The sequence below is a fragment of the Kitasatospora sp. NPDC096204 genome, from assembly GCF_044763205.1.
GTDB lineage: Bacteria > Actinomycetota > Actinomycetes > Streptomycetales > Streptomycetaceae > Kitasatospora.
Map to the genome: position 1 here is coordinate 63,708 of NZ_JBIWFT010000028.1, position 17,543 is coordinate 81,250.

Genomic DNA, 17,543 nt, shown 5'->3' on the forward strand with positions numbered 1-17,543 from the left:
TCGATCACGGACCAGGTGCTGTGGCAGGATGCCCCGTCTCTTCGCTTCTTGGTTCGACCGGGGGTCTCCTGATCATGCGCCGCTCCACCGTGCTCGCCGTCGCCGTCGCGGCGGTCTCCCTCGTCGGTCTGGTGGGCTGCGACGACGGCGCTGCGCCGGCCGCGTCCTCGACGGCGTCCGCGGTCGCCACCACGCCCGAGGCCGTGCCGACCTCCGCGCCCACGGCGACTCCCACCCCGCCGCCCAGCGCCGTCGCGACGCCCGCGCCCACCGCCACCGCGGTCGCCGCCACGGCGGGCGGGGTGATCGACCCGGAGGCGGCGCTCGCGCTCGCGGAGAGGACGCCGTACGCGGCCACCCAGGACTTCATCTCCGACGGCGGTCCGATCAGCGCGGTCATCAAGGCCCGGGTGAACCTCAACGGTCCGATCCGCTCCGGTCGGCTCGCCGAGTTCATGAGCGTGGGCGGCGAGGACATGATCGGCAGCGCGAACGACAGCCCCAGCGTCGTCGTCACCGACGACGGCACCACCTACATCAGGAACGGCAGCAGCTGGCGCACCTCCCCGCTCGGCAACCGGATCGCCGACTACCACGGCTACGCCAAGGCGGTGCTGGCCCTCGGCCCGTCCGCCCGCAAGGGGATGGAGGACTGCGAGGGCACGCCGTGCTACCACCTCTCCGGCACGGTGGACCTGGAACAGATGAAGGCAGTGGAGCCCGAGCAGTACAAGATCCTCAAGGGCAAGAGCGTGGAGAGCTTCCAGCTCGACCAGTGGATCGACGCCCAGGGCCGCACCGTCCGCTACGACAAGAAGACCGAGCTGCGGGGCGTCCGGATGCGTACCTACGGCACCTTCCGCGACTTCGGCCCGGTGGAGAAGGTCGACCCGCCGCGGTAGAGGAAGTAGTCGTACCACTCGATCACGTCGGCGCCGCGCGGGCTCCACCGCTTCACCAGTGACGTGGCAGGCCCCGAACGCCGAGCCGGCCGCTCAGAGTTCCCCCAGCACCGAGGCGAGCAGCCCCGGGAAGCGGGCGTCGAGTTCCGGGCGGCGCAGCGCCATGATGCGATTCTTGCCCTCCTGGCGGGTGGTGGTGAGACCGGCCTCGCGGAGGATGCGCCAGTGGTTGGAGAGCGTCGACCGCGGCACCGTGAGCCAGTCGGGGCTGCAGGCGCTCTCGCCCTCGGCCGCCATCCGGCGGACCAGGGCGAGGCGCACCGGGTCACCGAGTGCGTGCAGCACGGCTGCCAGTTCCAGGTCGTCTGTCATGGCAGTAGTATGCCGATCGTTTTGATATTTCGGGAAAGTCGAAACGATCTTCAGTGGCCCATCACGTCTGCCCTCCGGAGCGCTGCCATGCCTGCACTCGCCACCCTCGCCCGCGTCTACGTGGACGATCTCGACACCGCGCTGCCCACCTTCGTCGCCCTCGCCGGCGAGCCGCCCCGGTTGCGGTTCGAGTACCGCGACCTGGAGCTGGCCGGCGTCGGTGGCTTCCTGCTGATCGCCGGCTCGCCCGAGGCGCTCGCGCCGTACCGGGACACCCACGCCACCGTGCTGGTCGACTCGCTGGACGAGATCCTCGACAGCGGCACCCTGCTCGACGGCCCCAACGCGGTGCCCACCGGCCGCAACGCGACTCTCCGGCACCCGGGTGGCGCGATCATCGAGTACGTGGAGTTCGCCTCCGCCTGACCTCCCCGAGCGAGCACCGGGCCACCCGCCCGGCGGTGCGCCTCGGCCTGACCCGGCGCGTCCACGCCCGCGTGGACGCGCCGGCAACCCGGAACGTCGCCGGCGTCGACCACCTCTTCAGTCGGGACCGCTCAACCGGCCGGGCCTGGTCGACGGCTGCCTTCGCGCCGTACGGCCAGGACCAGCCAAGGGAGTTCCCCGGCGGGACGCGGGCGTCATGTCCTCTCGCTGGTGGCGAGCGCGGCCGCGGCGTTCGGGTCGTGGGCGGCCAGGATCTTCAGGCCGGGGTTGCGGCGGCGGAACTCGTTGACCTGCGCGGTGGTGGCGTGCAGCGGGCCCTTGGCACCGACGCCGGCGATGTGGCCTTCTTCCAGCAGGTGGTCGTCATAGGTGAGGTCGCCGACCATGAGCAGCGGGCCGCGTCCCTGACGGCGCACGAGCAGCGACATCGAGCCGGGGGTGTGGCCGGGCGTCCGGACCAGTACCAGCGAACCGTCCCCGAACAGATCGTGGCCTTCGGTGAAGGGTGCGATGTCGTCCGTCTTCCGGAACCGCGGGTGGGTCCAGCGCAGGCCGGGCAGTTCGATGTGGCTGCGCAGCAGGCCGCGCATCTCCGGCCGCGGCTCACGTAGCGATGCCCATTCCTCGGCACTGACCAGGATCTGCGCGTGGGTCAACTCGCGCAGTCCGCCGATGTGGTCCTGGTGCAGGTGGGAGATGATCGCCGTCGTCACGTCCGCGATGTCGTAGCCCTGGGCCGCGAGCTTCGCGGTCAGGGTGTCGCTCTCGCCGATCTCGAACCGGGCCAGCCGCTTGTAGATCAGCCCGGTGAATCCGCCCGGAAAGTAGCCGGGGTCGGTGACCGAAGCCCGGTCCTGCCCGGTGTCGAACAGTACGAGGCCGTCCTCGTGCTCGATCACGTACACGTTGATCGGCCGCGGCGCGGTCCACCGCCGCGAGGTCATGACCCACCAGAGCTGTGGCTTTCCGCTCGCCCGCACATGCTCGGGGTGGATCGCCACTCTGCCGGTGCTGATGGCGGAAACCTTCTTGATCTTCGTCATGGAAAATAGTCGACCCGCCATCCAAATCGTCTCGAGTAGGCACGCCGGGCGTCGCAGGTTGGGTTGTTCCGGTTCCGGACTGAATTCCGGGACGGCAATCGGGACGCCGGACATCACGGTGCGCCGTGCACGGATCGTCATCGGGTTTCGAGGATGTCCTTCAGGACGTCGAGGTTCCTGGCGACGGCGTGCTTGATCCGGGGGCCGGCGAGCGCGGCGACGGCCTTGAGGGCTCCGGAGGCGGTGAGGTGGACGCTGTTGACCAGCCGGGTGGTGTGCCGGTCGACCGCGGTCAGCCGGTAGGTGGCGGTTCCTGAGAACGGGCCGAAGTCGCCGTCCACGGTCAGCAGGCCCGGGGGGTCGTACTCGGTGACGCGGAAGTGCTCCTCGGCGGGGCGGGGGAGGTGGCGGGTCTGGCGGTAGGTCGTGCCGACCCCGATCGGCCCCGGGGAGGTTTGCTCGGTGGTGTCGAGCGCGTAGTTCCAGCGGGGGAGGTTCTCGGGCCGCGCGAGGTAGGCGAAGACCTCGTCGACGGGTGCGTTGATGGTCAGGGTGTTCTCGAACTGCATGGCTGTCTCCTTTGCTCGGCGCTCCACGGGGCGCCGGAGAAGCAGGTGGCGAAGGCGAGGGTCGGAATCCTCTCTGGAGTGTTGGCAGAAGTGCTCATAACGGACATGTTACGCGACACATATGTCGTGACACAAGTGAGCCGCATCACGTGGGAAGTCCGCCTCGGAGCACAGCACTCCAGCGGCGGTGCGTGTGCCCGTGCCCCGCGCGGTGCGATGCGGGTCCGGGTCTCCGCGGTGGCGGAGGTCCGGGTGCCGGTACGGGACCCGCCCGTTCGGGTGGTCTCTTCGTCGGCGCGTGTGGCTTTGCTCGGGCTGCTCCGAGGCGGGGTGGTTGGCTGTGCGGCGAGCCGCGGCAGACAGGTCATCCGCGGTGCCGTGGAGGACGGGCAACCGCCGATTCCTCCCCGGCCGCGGGGCCGGTGTGCCGGGGCCTCGGGGGATCCGAGCGGCTGGAGGTGGTCGGTGGTGACGGCTGGACGCGGCGGCGGACCGTCCGGGAGCGGGGTCCGGCCGCGATGGGGCGCGCGTGCGGGGCGGCGCCTGCGCCCGGCCTTCACGCGGGCCCGTACCGCGGCCGGTGCCAGGCTGTCGGCGGTCACGCGCGGGCTGGGCCGGCTGCCCGCCCCGCCGGGACCGTTCCGGCCCGGCTTCTGGCGCAGCCCGATCCGCGGGCCGTGGCTGACCTCGGTGTTCGGCTCGGTGCTGCTCGTCGGGATCCCGGTCCTGTTCGTGACCGGGGCACTGTCCTACGCCGCGTACAACCCCGACCTCGGGCCGCTCAACGACCAGACCCCGGACAAGGGCCTGCTGGGCTTCTACCTCTTCGACTGGCCCACGCGCCCCTCCTGGCTCTACCGGCTCACCCAGGGAGTGCACGTGACGCTCGGCGTCGTCCTGGTGCCGGTCGTGCTGGCCAAGCTGTGGTCGGTCATCCCGAAGCTGTTCGAGTGGCCGCCCGTGCGCAGTGCCGCCCACGCCCTGGAACGGCTGTCGCTGCTGACGCTGGTCGGCGGGGTGGTCTTCGAGTTCGTGACCGGGATCCTCAACATCCAGCTCCACTACGTCTTTCCGGGCTCCTTCTACACCCTGCACTTCTACGGGGCGTGGGTGTTCATCGCCGCGTTCGTCGTCCACGTCGCGCTCAAGCTCGGGAAACTGGTCCGTGCCCTGAGGTCGCGCCCGCTGTGGGGTGAGCTGCGCACCGGCGTCGCCGGCACCCGGCCCGAACCGCCGGACGCGGACGGCCTCGTGGCGGCGGACCCGGCCCCGCCGACGATCGCCCGGCGCGGTGCGCTGGCCCTGGTGGGCGCCGGCTCCCTGGCCCTGATGGCCGTCACGGCCGGGCAGAGCATCGGCGGCCGGCTCCGGGCCACCGCGCTGCTGGCGCCGCACAACCGTGAGCCCGCGAACGGTCCGAACGGATTCCAGATCAACAAGACGGCCGCCTCCGTCGGCGTCACGGCGGCCATGGTCGGCCCCGACTGGCGACTGGAGCTGTACGGCGCCGCTCCGGTGCGGGTGTTCACCCGGGAGCAGCTGCTGGCGCTGCCGCAGCGGTCGGCCCGGCTGCCGATCGCCTGTGTGGAGGGCTGGTCCACCGAGGACCAGCACTGGAGCGGACTGCCGCTCGCCGAGCTCGCGGCCATGGCCGGGCTCCCGGACGCGGCGGACGTCCTCGTGGAGTCGGTCCAACCGCCCGGCCCCTACACGTCCGTGCTGCTGCGCGGCAACCAGATCCGCGACCCGCTCTCCCTGCTCGCCCTGCACGTCAACGGGGCCGACCTCTCGCTCGACCACGGCTACCCCGCCCGCATCATCGTCCCCGCCAACCCCGGTGTGAACAACACGAAGTGGGTCGGCCGGCTGACCTTCAGGACGTGACGATGGACCGACCCACCCCCGTCATCCGCTGGTACGGCGCGCGGCCCCTGCACCTGCTCGCGCTCCTCGCCTCCTTCGCCCTCACCGGCTACGCGGCCCAGCGCCTGGTGGCCGAACGGCCCCTCGCGGTGGCGGTCTGGTTCGTCGGCGCGGCCGTCGCCCACGACCTGATCCTGCTCCCGCTCTACTCGATCGCCGACCTCTCGGCCCGATCGGTGCTGCGCCGGCTGCCCGGGCCGGTGCCGGCCGTGCCCTGGATCAATTACCTGCGCGTGCCGGCGGCCCTGTCCGGCCTCCTGCTGCTCGTCTGGTTCCCCCTGATCCTGCGGTTGTCCGAGCCATACCCGGGAGCGACCGGGCTGTCGATCGACGTCTACCTCGACCGGTGGCTCGTCATCACCGGGGTCCTCTTCGGGGCGGCCGCCGTCGGCCTCGCGCTCCGGATCCGCCGCGCGCGCCGGGCCGGGCGATCGGCGAGTGATGACGAAGCCGTCCGCGAACCGTAGGACCGTACGTCGACCGTTTCCTTCCGGCCCGCGCCCGCGGGTGACCGGACGTCTCCCGATGAGAGGTGGTGCACATGGCAGTGCGTCAGGATTCCCCGCAGGCCGAGCTGGGCGTGATCGGCGGCTCCGGACTGTACGAGCTGCTGGACACGGTCACGGAGGTGCGCGTCGACACGCCGTACGGTCCGCCGAGCGACGCGCTGGTCCTGGGCGAGGTGGCGGGGCGGCGGGTCGCGTTCCTTCCCCGGCACGGGCGCGGCCACGCGCTGGCCCCGCACCGGATCAACTACCGGGCCAACCTCTGGGCGCTGCACTCGCTGGGTGTGCGGCAGGTGATCGCGCCGTGCGCGGTCGGCGGGCTGCGGCCGGAGTACGGGCCCGGGGTGCTCCTGGTGCCGGACCAGTTCGTGGACCGGACCTCGGGGCGGGTGCAGACCTTCTACGACGGGCAGCCGCTGCCGGACGGCTCGCGGCCGCACGTGGTGCACGTGTCGATGGCCGACCCGTACTGCCCGGCGGGGCGGTCGACCGCCCTGGAGGCGGCGCGCTCGGCGGCCTGGGAGCCGGTGGACGGCGGCACCCTGGTGGTGATCGAGGGGCCGCGCTTCTCCACCCGGGCGGAATCCCGCTGGTTCGGCGCGAACGGCTGGTCGGTGGTCGGCATGACCGGGCACCCGGAGGCGGCGCTCGCCCGTGAACTCGGGCTCTGCTACACGTCGTTGGCCCTCGTCACGGACCACGACGCCGGCGTGGAGAAGGGTGGGGGCGTCACCCAGGCGGAGGTACTGGCGGTCTTCGCCCGCAACGTCGACCGGCTGCGCACCGTGCTGTTCAAGGCGCTGGAGGCCCTGCCCGTCGACCGGGAATGCCCCTGCCCGCACGCCCTGGACGGCCTGGCGACCGGCCTTCCCGGCGTCCCGGGTGACTGACCGGACTGACCGGACCCGCAGCGTCCTGCCCTGCGCGCTGGCGCTCGCCGCGCTGGTGGCGGGCCTGGCGCTGACCGTGACCGGCGGCGGGACGCTCGCCGACCGGTCGCGGCTCCCCGGCTGGTACCTGCTCGATGCCGCACTGTTCGCGTTGGCGCTGCTCCTGCTGCGGGGGGTGGCCGACCGTCACGTGGCGCCGCTGGTGCTGGCCGGGAGCATCCTGGTCGCCGGGACGGGGCTGCTGGCACCCCCGCGCACCAGCGACGACGCCTACCGGTACGTGTGGGACGGGCGGGTCCAGGCGGCCGGCGTCTCCCCGTACGCGCACACCCCGGACGATCCGGCGCTGGCCGGGCTGCGCGACCCGGGCCTGTTCCCGGACGGGGACGGGTGCTCGGCCTGGGACGAGCGAAGGACCGCGGCCGGGGACTGCACCCGGATCAACCGGCCCGCCGTGCACACCGTCTACCCGCCGGTCGCGGAGGCCTGGTTCCTCGTCGAACACCCCTTGGGCGGTGGGGTGCGCGGCGTGCAGGTCGGTGGCGCCCTGCTGGCGGTCGCCACCACCGGTGCGCTGGTCGCCGTCGGCGGGCGGAGCCGGCGGGCGGCACTGTGGGGCTGGTGCCCGGCCGTGGCGCTCTGGGCGGTCAACGACGCCCACGCCGACACCCTGGGCGCCCTCCTCATGGTGGCGGGGCTGGGCTGCGCGGCCCGCCGCCGGACCGGCGCCGGCGGCGCGCTGCTCGGTGCGGCGGCCGCGGCCAAGCTGCTCCCGGCACTCGCGCTGCCCGGGGCGCTGTCCGGGCTGTTCGCCCGGCGGCCGACCGGGAACGACCTGCTGCTCGCCGCGACGGCCCTCGGGACCTTCGCGGCGGCCTACCTCCCGTACGTCGTGCTCTCCGGCACCGGTGTGCTCGGCTACCTGCCCGGCTACCTGAGGGAGGAGGGGTACGAGCAGGGGCACCTCGAACGGTTCGGCCTGCTGCGGGTGATGCTGCCCGACTCCTGGACGCCGTGGGCGGCCGCACTGGTGCTGGCGGCGGTGGTGCTGCGGGTCCTGCGGCACGGTGACCCGGCCAGGCCCTGGTGCGGCGCGCTCCTGGTGACCGGGACGGCGCTGCTGCTCGTGGCCCCGAGCTACCCGTGGTACGGGCTGCTGGTGGTCGCCCTGGTCGCGCTGGACGGGCGGTGGGAGTGGCTGGCGGTACCGGCTGCCGGGCAGGTGCTCTACCTGACGGGCGGGGAGGACGCCCAGCGCGCCGCGTACGGGGCCGCGCTGCTGTGGGTGCTCGCGGTGCCGCCGGTGCGCGGGCGGCTGCGTGGCGGAGCGCGCCGGGCGATGGCCGGGGCGGTGCCGGAGACGACCAACCCGTGACCGGGTACCCGGGCAGTCGGCCGCCGGACACCCGGGCCGCCGGCCGGCCGGTCGGGGACCACGGGCAGACCCCCGGTCTCACCCCTTGCGCAGGGCGAGGAAGCGGCGTCCGCAGGAGGTCCAGCGCTCCGCCTCGACGAGGCCCGCCGCGCCGGCCAGCCGCAGGGTCGCCGACCCGCCGAGACGGGCCCAGGGGAAGGAGGGGCCGAGCCGCCCGCCCGGCCCCTCCACCCGGACGACGGCCCGTTCGTCCACCTCCTCCGTCTCCACCTCGACCAGCAACAGCCCTTCCGGGGCGAGGAGTTCGGCACCCCGGCGGAGCAGCGCGCCCGGGTCGCCGCCGATGCCGAGGTTGCCGTCCGCCAGCAGCGCGGCACCCCAGCGCCCCTCGGCGGGCAGGCGGTCGAAGACGGATCGGCAGATCGCCCGGCCGCCGAGACCGACCGTGCGGGCCACCGCGGTCCTCGTCACGTCCACCCCGAGGACGGGCACACCGAGGGTGAACAGCGCGGCCACCAGCCGGCCGGGGCCGCAGCCGAGGTCGAGGACCGGCGCGCCCAGGCGGGTGCAGCGCCGCAGCAGGCTGTGGTCGGCGCCGGCCGCGGGAGCGCACCAGCGCTCGATGTCCAGGCGCAGCCGGCGGCCGTCCTCGTGACGCAGCCACAGCGGGCCGCGGCCCGTGCGGACGGCTTCGGCGAACGGGTCGTCCACCCAGGGTGCCGCCACCGTCAACTCGCCACCTCCGGCGCGGTCGTCACGGCTCGCAGCCGGGCGGCGAAGCGGCTTCCGGGGGACTCGGCGGCGACCTGCCGGGCATCGTCGGCGGTGTCCACATCCGTCAGTACCGGCAACCGGTGGACGGTCAGGCGGGCTTCCGCCAGGCGGCGCAGGAGCACTGTGCCGGTGTCCGGCGTGGACATCGGCACGTCGTGCAGCAGCCGGGCGGCCAGCTCCGCGGTCGGCCGGGCCAGGCCCAGCGCCCAGAACCCTCCGTCGGCCGCCGGGCCGTACCAGGCGTCGACACCCGGCCGTCGGACGGCGGAGAGCGGCTCCGACAGGGTGGCGGCGTCCAGCTGCGGGGTGTCCATGCCGACCAGCAGCGCGGGGGCGCCCGGGGCCAGCCGGGCCGCGTGCGCGAAGGCGTCGGCCAGCCGCCGGTCCAGGCCGCCGTCGCACTGCGGGACGACCAGCCACCCCGGCGGCAGCCAGTCGCCCGGCTCGCCGTCCAGGACCAGCAGGCGGCGCCCGGCGGGCATCGAGTCCAGGGAGCGCAGGGTGTCCGTGAGCGCGGCTTCGGCCAGGGCCGCCGCCTGGCCCGGGGTGAAGGGCGGGGTGAGACGGGTCTTGACCCGGCCGGGGACGGGCGCCTTCGCGATCACCAGGAGCGTGGGCGGCGGCGCGGCCAGCACCACCCGCATGTCGCGGACGGCCTGGCGGGTGCCCCGTACGGTTCCGGTGACCTTGGACCGGCCGGCCCGCGGCAGGTAGTCGACGGAGGTCTCGGCGATCCGCAGCCCGGCGGCCGAAGCCGCGAGCACCATCTCCAGCGGGTATCCGGAGCGCCGGTCGCCGAGTCCCAGGGCCAGCAGCTGCTCCCGGCGGGCGGCCCGCATCGGACCGAGGTCGTGCAACCGGACGCCCGTGCGGGCCCGCAGCCGGCGGGCGAGGACGGCGTTGGCGAGCCGGGCGTGCAGGGGCCAGGCTCCGGCGGTGGCGGGCCGGCGGCGGCCGAGCACCAGGTCGGCCGTGCCGGCCAGCACCGGGGCGGCGACCCGGGGGAGTTGGGCGGGATCGAGCGAGCCGTCACAGTCCAGGAAACAGACCAGCTCGGCGGTGGCGGCGCGCAGCCCGGCGTGGCAGGCGGCACCGAAGCCGCGTCTGGGTTCCTCGACCACCGTCGCGCCGAGGGAGCGGGCGAGTGCGGCGGAGCCGTCCCGTGAACCGTTGTCCACGACGATCGCCCGCCAGCCGGGCGGAACCCGTTCGAGGACCCAGGGCAGCGCCTCGGACTCGTCCAGACAGGGCAGGACCACATCGCCGACCGGCGGGGGAGGGGGAGCTTCTGTCACGGCGGTCACCGTAGCCGCCGGGTGGCCCGGCAGAGCCGAACCGCGCCTTCACGCACGGGCCGCACCCGTCCGGCAGCACCCGTTCGGGGGAGCCACGGCGCGTGGGGGGCCGCCGGGGACCGGCCTTCCGGCCGCCGGGCGTCAGGCGCGGAGCGGCGCCGTCGCGAACTCCGTCATGCCGTCGGCGAAGGCGACCCGGGCCCGCCAGCCGAGTTCCCCGCGCAGCCGCGCGGAGTCCGCGGTGATGTGCCGGACGTCGCCGAGCCGGTACTCACCCGTCACCACCGGCACCGGCCCGCCGTGGGCGGCGGCGAGCGCCACCGCCATGTCGCGGATCGTCCGGACCTCACCGCTGCCCACGTTGTACGCCCGGGCACTGCCAGGAAGCCGACCGCCGACCGCCGAGAGCGCGGCGACGTTGGCCCCGGCCACGTCCCGGACGTGGACGAAGTCCCGTCGCTGCCCGCCGTCCTCGAACACCCGCGGCGCCTCGCCCCGGGCCAGGGCCGAGCGGAACAGCGAGGCGACCCCGGCGTACGGGGTGTCGCGCGGCATGCCAGGGCCGTAGACGTTGTGGTACCGCAGCGTCAGGACGCGCCCCCCGCACGCCCGGGCCCAGGCGGAGGCCAGGTGTTCCTGGGCGAGCTTGGTGGCGGCGTACACGCTGCGCGGATCGGTCGGGGCCTCCTCCGCCACCAGCCCGGGGCTCAGGCCGGCGCCGCACCGGGGGCACGGGGGCTCGAACCGTCCGGCATCCAGGTCGGCCGGGCGTCGCGGACCGGGCGCGACGTCCCCGTGCGCCGGGCACCGGTAGCGGCCCTCCCCGTAGACCACCATCGACCCGGCGAGCACCAGGTTCCGCACGCCCGAACGGGCCATCGCGGCGAGCAGGACCGCCGTGCCGAGGTCGTTGCAGCCGACGTACGCGGGCATGTCGTCCAGGTCCAGCCCCAGGCCCACCATCGCCGCCTGGTGGCAGACCGCGTCCACGCCCACCAGCGCCCGCTCGACCGCCGCCGCGTCCCGCACGTCACCGTGCCGCGCCTCCACGCCCTCCGGCAGCACGGGCATCACCCCGGAGGGATGGACGGCGGGCAGCAGCGCGTCCAGCACCCGGACCTCGTGGCCCGCGGCCGCCAGGGCCCGTACGACCGCCGAACCGATGAACCCGGCACCGCCGGTGACCAGAATCCTCATGACCCGGGACGTTACCGGCGCTACCGGGCCGACCGGCCGAGGCGGCCGTCGTGTCACCCCGCCCTGACCCCAGCCCCAGGGCCGCCGGGCTAGCCCGTTCGACGTACCCGGGGGGAAGGCTCGGCCGCTCCGGGTGGTGTCCGGCGGTACGGTTCGTCACGGTCCGCGCGGCCGCCGCGGGGACGGGCTCCACGGGCGGCGTGGCATCGACAGCAGGAGGAGGCGCCGATGCCGGAGGGCTTCAGCGCGGGCGACACGGCGTTCGTGCTCATCGCTGCCGCACTGGTGATGCTGATGACCCCGGGACTGGCCTTCTTCTACGGCGGCATGGTGCGGGTCAAGAGCGTCCTGAACATGCTCGCCATGAACTTCGTCGCGCTGGCGATCGTCAGCGTGCTGTGGGTCCTCTACGGCTACTCGCTCGCCTTCGGCACGGACTCCTTCGCCGGTCTGATCGGGAACCCGGACCACCTGGGAATGCGCGGCATCGGCCTGGACGACCTGAAGGGCTCGATCCCGGTCACCGTGTTCGCCGCGTTCCAGCTGATGTTCGCGATCATCACCCCGGCGCTGATCAGCGGGGCGATCGCGGACCGTGCCAGGTTCACCGCCTGGGTGCTGTTCGTCGCGCTGTGGGGCACCGTGGTCTACCTCCCGGTCGCGCACTGGGTGTTCTTCACCGACGACGGGCACGGCGGCTGGCTGGTCGACCGGGTGGGCGTGATCGACTTCGCCGGCGGCACGGCCGTGCACGTCGACGCCGGTGTGGCCGGCCTCGCGCTCTGCCTGGTGCTGGGCAGACGGATCGGCTTCGGGAGGGACCCGATGCGCCCGCACAGCCTGCCGCTGGTGATGCTCGGCTCCGGGCTGCTCTGGTTCGGCTGGTTCGGCTTCAACGCGGGCTCGGCGCTGGCCGCCGACGGTGTGGCCGGCATGGCGTTCATGAACACCCAGGTCGCCACCGCCGCCGCGATGATCGGCTGGCTGGCCTACGAGAAGGCCCGGCGCGGCGTCTTCACCCTGCTCGGCGCCGCCTCCGGTGCGGTGGCCGGCCTGGTCGCGATCACTCCGGCCTGCGGCTCGGTCTCGATGCTCGGCGCGATCGCGATCGGGCTGGTCGCGGGCGTGGTCTGCTGCGCCGCCGTTTCGCTGAAGTACCGCTGGGGCTTCGACGACTCGCTCGATGTGGTGGGCGTGCACGCGGTCGGCGGGGCGGTCGGCTCGCTGCTGATCGGTCTCCTGGCCACGGGGCACGTCGGCCAGAGCGCGAAGGGCCTGTTCTACGGGGGTGGGCCCGGGCAACTCGGCAAGCAGGCGATCGGGGTCGCGGCGGTCGCCGTCTACTCCTTCGCGATCTCCTGGCTGCTCGGGCGGGCGATCCAGCGGACCATCGGCTTCCGGGTCTCCCCGAAGACCGAGACGGTCGGCATCGACCAGGCCGAACACGCCGAGACCGCCTACGACTTCACGAGAGCGAGGATTCCCTGGCCCGTACCCGAGGAGCCCCGGACGCGGCCGCGGGGGCCGGCCGGGCACCTGATGGGAGCGCTTCGACGAGGCCTGAGGAGGAACTCCTCCAAGAAGGCGGGACCGACCGGGACCGACGCCGAATGAGGCCGGTCGCCGGTCGCCGGTCGCCGGTCGCCGGTCGTGGGTCGTCGGTGGTCGGTCGTCCGCCGACGTGCCCGTCCGGGCCGGGCCGGTCGGTCGGTCGGTCGTGGCGTGCCGTCCGCCCCGGTGGTCGGTCGGGCGGCTACTCCCCCCAGGGGGAGGTGGCGGCGGCGAGCTCCAGGCGGGTGACGCCGTCGGCCCGGCGTTCGCGGAGCAGTTCGCCGCCGAGCGAGTAGCGGGGTGCCGCGGCCGCCGAGCGGGCCGCCCGCTCCACGATCGCGTCGACGAGCGAGCGGACCATGGCCAGCCGGGGGTAGGCGGCGTGGATCCGCTGCGCGTGCGGGGCGACGACGTCCGCGTTGCGGCCGAAGTCGGCGCTCACGCCCTCGCTGGTGAGGTAGGACAGCAGGCCGCGGCGCTCGGCGATGCCGGTGGAGGCGTGCAGGGCGATCGCCTCCCACACGCGGTCGACGTCCGTCTCGGGGACGTGGTGCTGCCGCAGCAGGTCCGCCGCCAGGTCCGCGCCCTCCACCTCGAAGCGGGCCTCGCCCTTCGCCAGGCTGCCGGTGCCGAGGTCGTGCAGGGCGGTCGCGGCGAACAGCAGGTCGCGGTCGTATGCGGCGTCGTCCAGGCAGCCCTCGTGGGCGGCGAGGAGCTGGGCGAAGAGGAAGCTGCGCACGCTGTGGTTGGCCACCGCCGGGGTCTCGGTGGTCCGCACGGCGGAGAGGACGGCTTCGGCCAGGGGGCCGGTGGGCAGGTCGAGTGAGAGGTCCATGGCCCCAGGCTAGGAACCGGGGCCCCGCCCGCGACAGTGGCACGGGGGCCATGGGTCGCTAGGATCGTGCCATGCCGATCACGCCGATCACGCCGCGCACGCGAAGTACGCGAAGTACGCGAAGCACCCAGGCCGCCGAAGGGCACCTGGTCGCCGTGCTGGCACTTCCGGGGGTGCTCCCGCTGGACCTCGGCATCCCGGTGCAGACCTTCGGGTCGGACCCGCACTACCGGGTCACCGTCTGCACGGACCCGGCCGCCGGACCGGTCGACAGCGGCGGCTTCACCGTCGCCGCGTCCGCCGGGCTGGAGGCGCTGCGGGACGCCGGCACCGTCGTCGTCCCCGGGTACCAGGACCCGGACAGCCTGCCTCCCGCCGCGGCGCTGGCGGCGATCCGCGCGGCGCACGAGCGCGGAGCCCGCCTCGTGTCGATCTGTACGGGCGCGTTCGTCCTGGCGGCCGCCGGGCTGCTGGACGGGCGCCCCGCGACGACCCACTGGCGGGATGCCGCCGAGCTGCAGCGCCGGTACCCCCGGATCGACGTGCGACCCAACCAGCTCTACGTCGACGACGGCGACGTCCTCACCTCGGCGGGCGTGACCGCGGGCATCGACCTCTGCCTGCACATCATCCGGCGGGACTTCGGCGCCGCGGCCGCCAACGCCCGTGCCAGGGCACTCGTCGCCCCGCCCCAACGCCCGGGCGGGCAGGCGCAGTTCATCGACCGCTTCCGACCGGCGGCCTGCGGTGAGGAGCTCGGACCGGTCCGCACCTGGATGCTCGACAACCTCGCCCGACGGCAGAGCGTGGACGAGCTGGCCCTCCGCGCGCACATGTCCCGCCGGACGTTCATCCGCCGCTTCCAGCAGGAGACGGGCACCTCGCCGATGGCCTGGCTGACCGCGGCCCGCATCGACTGGGCCCGCGAACTCCTGGAGACGACCACGACACCCGTCGAGCAGGTCGCCCGGCTCAGCGGCCTGGGCAGCCCCGCCGCCTTCCGGGCGGCCTTCCACCGCCACGTCGGCACGTCCCCCGCCGACTACCGGGCCACCTTCAGGACCTTCAAGACGTCCCCTGGCGCGTACGGTGCGAGCACGGGGTGAAGTGGGCTTCCGGGGAGGGTACTTCAGGCGGGAGGGGCGCAGCGGAGAGCGCCCCGGCCGGTGATCCGGGTCAGGCGCCGGGCGGGGAGTGCGGTGCGGGGCCGCATCCGGAGGGCCGTTCCGGTCGCGGCCCGGTGGTGCGGGTGGTGTCCCGCTGCGGTCAGCAACCGCCGCCGTTCGGGGAGCAGGCGTCGGCGGGCCGCACGGTGGCGAGGGTGATCAGCTGTGGCTTGGTGCCGAGGGTGAGCACCTCGGGCTCGGCGGGGACGGGGCGGCAGCCTCCGCTTGTGCCCGCTCAGCGCGATGGACGGGACCATGTCGACGGGCCCGTGGCTCTCGCTCGGCACGACGAGACCGAAGTCGAATTCGGGCAGGTCCGCGTCGGGCGTCCAGCCGAACTTCTCCTCGTGGTAGGCCATGCGCTGGAACGGCGCGTACGCTGCGCCGAGCGCCCCGTCGACGTGGATCCAGAGCGGTGCCGAGCAGGAGGCGTCCCGGCTTCGACGATCCTCCGGCCGCTCCGCGAAGCGGCCGGAGGATCGATCGTGGGGACGGGTCGTGGGCGCTCAGCAGCTCAGATTCGAGCCCGGCACGGTGCCGAGCAGCTGGGTGAAGCGCTGGTAGGCGTCGATGCGGCTCTGCACCTGGGCGGGGTTGCCGCCGTTGCACTCCAGTGAGCCGTTGATGCTGCGGATGGTCTCACCGAAGCCGTAGCCGTTGACGATCGCGTTGTGCGCGGTCATGGTGCCCGGCCCGTTCTGGGTGTTCCAGTACCAGAGAGCGGTCTTCCAGGCGACGGCCGGATCGGTCTGCACCAGGTTGGGGTTGCGCAGCAGGTCGATGCCGAGGGCGTCGCCGGCCGCCTTGTAGTTGAAGTTCCAGCTCAGCTGGATCGGGCCGCGCCCGTAGTACGCGGCCTGCCCGGCCGGGCAGCCGTACGGCTGTGAAGTGTCGCAGTAGTGCGGATAGTTGGCGGTGTTCTGCTCGACGACGTAGACCAGTGCGCCGGTCTCGTGGCTGACGTTGGCCAGGAAGGCCGCGGCCTCCTGCCTGCGGACGGTGTCGCTGCCGGTGGCTGCGAAGGCGGGGTAGGCGGAGAGGGCGTCGATCAGGCCCTGGTAGGTGTAGAAGGGGTTCCGGTTCGGGAACATTTGGTCGAACTGGGCCTGGCTGACGGGGAATCCGCCCGGGGTCGGGGTGCCGGTGGACGTCGGCGTGACGGTCGGGGTGGGGGTCGTCGTCGGGCCGGTGCCGCAGCCGCCCTGGTCGGACCAGACGCCGGAGCCGCCGGTACTGGGCGGCTCGTTCTGGGTCCACCACTTGGCGAGCCAGTTGTGGCCGCTGTAGGAGACGGTGGCGCCGCCGGTGTAGACGGCCGAGGAGTTCCAGGGCGTGGCGCAGACGGCGGCACTGGCGTTGGCCGCGGGCAGCAGCAGGACCACCGCCAGCGCCGTGACGACGGCGGAGAGCAGTGCGAGCAGGCGTTTCGTGGACACTTGATCACCCCTTGTGCGGTGTGGGGCCGCACGGTCGTGGAGGTAGGGACGTCGGGGCAGGGGAGCGGGGCCCCGCGGGGTGGGGCACGTCGTGGGGGACGGGCGGACCGGGGTGCGGGCCGGTGCGGGGCTGCCCCAGACTCAAGCGGAGTGGTCTATACCTGTCAAGGGGTTCCGGCAAAAGACGCACCCCGCGGGCGCGGCCCCGCCGGCGCGTCGGTTGACCGGCGGGCGGCGGCCGTACGGGCGAACACCGGCCCGTGGGCGAGCCTGGAGGCATCAGCCCTCCGGTCCCGGGCATGCATGAGGGGTCGTCCGGCACCGGGCCGCGACGGCCCGGACCGAGCCCCGGATCCGGCCGGGGCGGCACGAAGGGAGTGGCGGGCCATGGGTGAACCGCACGGCAGGACGGCACTGGTGACGGGCGGGTCGCGCGGGATCGGGCGGGCGGTCGCGCTGCGGCTCGCCGCCGACGGGGCGCTGGTCGCGGTGCACTACGGCGGCAACGAGAAGGCCGCCGCGGAGACCGTGGAGCTGATCGCCGCATCCGGCGGCCGGGCGTTCGCGGTGCGGGCCCGGTTCGGCGAGAGCGGCGCGCTGGACCGGTTGTTCGAGGGCCTTGCCGCCGGACTGGCGGAGCACGGCGAGGACGGCCTGGACGTCCTGGTCAACAACGCGGGCATCCACCTGGCCGGTTCGATCGGGCAGATCACCGAGGAGGAGTTCGACCGGGTGATGGCGATCAACGTGCGCACCCCGGTCTTCGTGATCCAGCGGGCCCTGCCGCTGCTGCGGGACGGCGGACGGATCGTGAACGTGGCCTCGGCGGCCGCCCGGATCGGCTCGCCCCTCCAGATCGGCTACACCGTCAGCAAGACGGCGCTGACCGCCCTCGCCGCGCCGCTCGCCAACGAACTCGGCCGGCGCGGGATCACCGTGAACACCGTCAACCCCGGCGTGATCCTCACCGACATGACGTCCGGGTGGACGAGCGCCCCGGAGGCGATGGCCGGGCTGGAGTCGATCACCGCCCTGGGCCGGATCGGCCGACCGGAGGACGTCGCGGACGTGGTGGGCTTCCTGGCGGGCCCGCAGGGCCGCTGGGTGACCGGTCAGACCATCGACGCCTCCGGCGGCACCTACCTCGGCCCGATCCCGCCGGCGTGACCGGACCGGGCTCCCCTTCGGGGACGCCTCCACCTGTTTCCCGTCCACCTGCTTCCCCGGGACCTGTGGCACGAGCTCTTGACCGTTCGCCGACT

17 protein-coding genes and 1 pseudogene are annotated in these 17,543 nt (G+C 73.9%); 9 read left to right on the forward strand and 9 right to left on the reverse strand.

Annotated features, from left to right (window positions below; translation table 11 throughout):
- Positions 1–74: 74 nt before the first annotated feature.
- On the forward strand, positions 75–902 hold the full coding sequence (locus ACIQ87_RS27335) for a hypothetical protein (RefSeq protein ID WP_402411243.1): 828 nt from the start codon (positions 75–77) through the stop codon (positions 900–902).
- Positions 903–995: 93 nt separating this feature from the next.
- Here ACIQ87_RS27335 and ACIQ87_RS27340 read toward each other — a convergent pair whose 3' ends face one another.
- Complete coding sequence (locus ACIQ87_RS27340) at positions 996–1,274, reverse strand: ArsR/SmtB family transcription factor (RefSeq protein WP_402411246.1); 279 nt, start codon at positions 1,272–1,274, stop codon at positions 996–998.
- A gap of 87 nt (positions 1,275–1,361) precedes the next feature.
- Here ACIQ87_RS27340 and ACIQ87_RS27345 point away from each other — a divergent pair, with 87 nt between their 5' ends.
- Positions 1,362–1,700: a hypothetical protein gene (locus tag ACIQ87_RS27345; RefSeq protein WP_402411248.1), complete on the forward strand. Its 339-nt coding sequence runs from the start codon at positions 1,362–1,364 to the stop codon at positions 1,698–1,700.
- Positions 1,701–1,915: 215 nt separating this feature from the next.
- Here the strand turns inward: ACIQ87_RS27345 and ACIQ87_RS27350 are convergent, their stop codons facing one another.
- Positions 1,916–2,905, reverse strand: coding sequence for an N-acyl homoserine lactonase family protein (locus ACIQ87_RS27350; protein ID WP_402411251.1), 990 nt, complete (start codon positions 2,903–2,905; stop codon positions 1,916–1,918).
- Positions 2,902–3,333, reverse strand: a complete 432-nt coding sequence (locus ACIQ87_RS27355; RefSeq protein ID WP_402411254.1) for an SRPBCC family protein — start codon at positions 3,331–3,333, stop codon at positions 2,902–2,904. Before ACIQ87_RS27355 ends, ACIQ87_RS27350 begins: the two co-directional genes overlap by 4 nt.
- Positions 3,334–3,921: 588 nt before the next feature.
- On the opposite strand from ACIQ87_RS27355, the gene ACIQ87_RS27360 reads away from it, so the two are divergent.
- The 4 genes from ACIQ87_RS27360 to ACIQ87_RS27375 all read left to right on the forward strand — a co-directional run bounded on the left by ACIQ87_RS27360 (position 3,922) and on the right by ACIQ87_RS27375 (position 8,027).
- Positions 3,922–5,217, forward strand: coding sequence for a molybdopterin-dependent oxidoreductase (locus ACIQ87_RS27360; RefSeq protein ID WP_402411385.1), 1,296 nt, complete (start codon positions 3,922–3,924; stop codon positions 5,215–5,217).
- 2 nt (positions 5,218–5,219) lie between these two features.
- On the forward strand, positions 5,220–5,723 hold the full coding sequence (locus ACIQ87_RS27365; RefSeq protein WP_402411257.1) for a hypothetical protein: 504 nt from the start codon (positions 5,220–5,222) through the stop codon (positions 5,721–5,723).
- 74 nt (positions 5,724–5,797) lie between these two features.
- Positions 5,798–6,652, forward strand: coding sequence for an S-methyl-5'-thioadenosine phosphorylase (locus ACIQ87_RS27370; RefSeq protein WP_402411260.1), 855 nt, complete (start codon positions 5,798–5,800; stop codon positions 6,650–6,652).
- Entirely contained in the window at positions 6,645–8,027 is a 1,383-nt protein-coding gene (locus tag ACIQ87_RS27375) for a hypothetical protein (protein ID WP_402411263.1), read from the forward strand. The genes ACIQ87_RS27370 and ACIQ87_RS27375 overlap by 8 nt, the downstream gene beginning before the upstream one ends.
- A gap of 78 nt (positions 8,028–8,105) precedes the next feature.
- Here ACIQ87_RS27375 and ACIQ87_RS27380 read toward each other — a convergent pair whose 3' ends face one another.
- The 4 genes and pseudogenes from ACIQ87_RS27380 to ACIQ87_RS27395 all read right to left on the reverse strand — a co-directional run bounded on the left by ACIQ87_RS27380 (position 8,106) and on the right by ACIQ87_RS27395 (position 11,293).
- On the reverse strand, positions 8,106–8,753 hold the full coding sequence (locus ACIQ87_RS27380) for an SAM-dependent methyltransferase (protein ID WP_402411388.1): 648 nt from the start codon (positions 8,751–8,753) through the stop codon (positions 8,106–8,108).
- 2 nt (positions 8,754–8,755) lie between these two features.
- A complete protein-coding gene (locus ACIQ87_RS27385; protein ID WP_402411391.1) occupies positions 8,756–9,283 on the reverse strand; it encodes a DUF2064 domain-containing protein in 528 nt (175 codons plus the stop codon).
- Positions 9,284–9,385: 102 nt separating this feature from the next.
- Positions 9,386–10,105 (reverse strand): annotated as a pseudogene (locus tag ACIQ87_RS27390) (glycosyltransferase family 2 protein); the annotation flags it as partial.
- Between the two features lie 132 nt (positions 10,106–10,237).
- Positions 10,238–11,293 (reverse strand): NAD-dependent epimerase/dehydratase family protein, encoded by a 1,056-nt coding sequence (locus tag ACIQ87_RS27395; RefSeq protein WP_402411266.1) that lies wholly within the window; start codon positions 11,291–11,293, stop codon positions 10,238–10,240.
- A 228-nt stretch (positions 11,294–11,521) separates the two neighbouring features.
- Here ACIQ87_RS27395 and ACIQ87_RS27400 point away from each other — a divergent pair, with 228 nt between their 5' ends.
- The gene (locus tag ACIQ87_RS27400) at positions 11,522–12,907 is read left to right on the forward strand and encodes an ammonium transporter (RefSeq protein WP_402411269.1); all 1,386 of its coding nucleotides are present in this window, start codon (positions 11,522–11,524) and stop codon (positions 12,905–12,907) included.
- A gap of 139 nt (positions 12,908–13,046) precedes the next feature.
- On the opposite strand, the gene ACIQ87_RS27405 is transcribed toward ACIQ87_RS27400, so the two are convergent.
- A complete protein-coding gene (locus tag ACIQ87_RS27405; protein ID WP_402411272.1) occupies positions 13,047–13,679 on the reverse strand; it encodes an HD domain-containing protein in 633 nt (210 codons plus the stop codon).
- A gap of 71 nt (positions 13,680–13,750) precedes the next feature.
- Between ACIQ87_RS27405 and ACIQ87_RS27410 the strand changes: the two genes are divergently transcribed.
- Complete coding sequence (locus tag ACIQ87_RS27410) at positions 13,751–14,785, forward strand: GlxA family transcriptional regulator (RefSeq protein ID WP_402411275.1); 1,035 nt, start codon at positions 13,751–13,753, stop codon at positions 14,783–14,785.
- A 566-nt stretch (positions 14,786–15,351) separates the two neighbouring features.
- On the opposite strand, the gene ACIQ87_RS27415 is transcribed toward ACIQ87_RS27410, so the two are convergent.
- Complete coding sequence (locus tag ACIQ87_RS27415) at positions 15,352–16,281, reverse strand: glycoside hydrolase family 19 protein (RefSeq protein ID WP_402411278.1); 930 nt, start codon at positions 16,279–16,281, stop codon at positions 15,352–15,354.
- Between the two features lie 387 nt (positions 16,282–16,668).
- On the opposite strand from ACIQ87_RS27415, the gene ACIQ87_RS27420 reads away from it, so the two are divergent.
- Complete coding sequence (locus tag ACIQ87_RS27420) at positions 16,669–17,448, forward strand: SDR family oxidoreductase (protein ID WP_402411281.1); 780 nt, start codon at positions 16,669–16,671, stop codon at positions 17,446–17,448.
- Positions 17,449–17,543 lie beyond the last annotated feature (95 nt).

Excerpts from the sequence above, each read along its gene's own strand:
- ACIQ87_RS27340 (WP_402411246.1), bottom strand. The coding sequence starts at position 1,274 with ATGACAGACGACCTGGAACTGGCAGCCGTGCTGCACGCACTCGGTGAC.
- ACIQ87_RS27355 (WP_402411254.1), bottom strand. The coding sequence starts at position 3,333 with ATGCAGTTCGAGAACACCCTGACCATCAACGCACCCGTCGACGAGGTC.
- ACIQ87_RS27405 (WP_402411272.1), bottom strand. The coding sequence starts at position 13,679 with ATGGACCTCTCACTCGACCTGCCCACCGGCCCCCTGGCCGAAGCCGTC.
- ACIQ87_RS27395 (WP_402411266.1), bottom strand. The coding sequence starts at position 11,293 with ATGAGGATTCTGGTCACCGGCGGTGCCGGGTTCATCGGTTCGGCGGTC.
- ACIQ87_RS27345 (WP_402411248.1), top strand. The coding sequence starts at position 1,362 with ATGCCTGCACTCGCCACCCTCGCCCGCGTCTACGTGGACGATCTCGAC.
- ACIQ87_RS27410 (WP_402411275.1), top strand. The coding sequence starts at position 13,751 with ATGCCGATCACGCCGATCACGCCGCGCACGCGAAGTACGCGAAGTACG.
- ACIQ87_RS27420 (WP_402411281.1), top strand. The coding sequence starts at position 16,669 with ATGGGTGAACCGCACGGCAGGACGGCACTGGTGACGGGCGGGTCGCGC.
- ACIQ87_RS27400 (WP_402411269.1), top strand. The coding sequence starts at position 11,522 with ATGCCGGAGGGCTTCAGCGCGGGCGACACGGCGTTCGTGCTCATCGCT.
- ACIQ87_RS27350 (WP_402411251.1), bottom strand. The coding sequence starts at position 2,905 with ATGACGATCCGTGCACGGCGCACCGTGATGTCCGGCGTCCCGATTGCC.
- ACIQ87_RS27335 (WP_402411243.1), top strand. The coding sequence starts at position 75 with ATGCGCCGCTCCACCGTGCTCGCCGTCGCCGTCGCGGCGGTCTCCCTC.
- ACIQ87_RS27385 (WP_402411391.1), bottom strand. The coding sequence starts at position 9,283 with ATGCCCGCCGGGCGCCGCCTGCTGGTCCTGGACGGCGAGCCGGGCGAC.
- ACIQ87_RS27365 (WP_402411257.1), top strand. The coding sequence starts at position 5,220 with ATGGACCGACCCACCCCCGTCATCCGCTGGTACGGCGCGCGGCCCCTG.
- ACIQ87_RS27370 (WP_402411260.1), top strand. The coding sequence starts at position 5,798 with ATGGCAGTGCGTCAGGATTCCCCGCAGGCCGAGCTGGGCGTGATCGGC.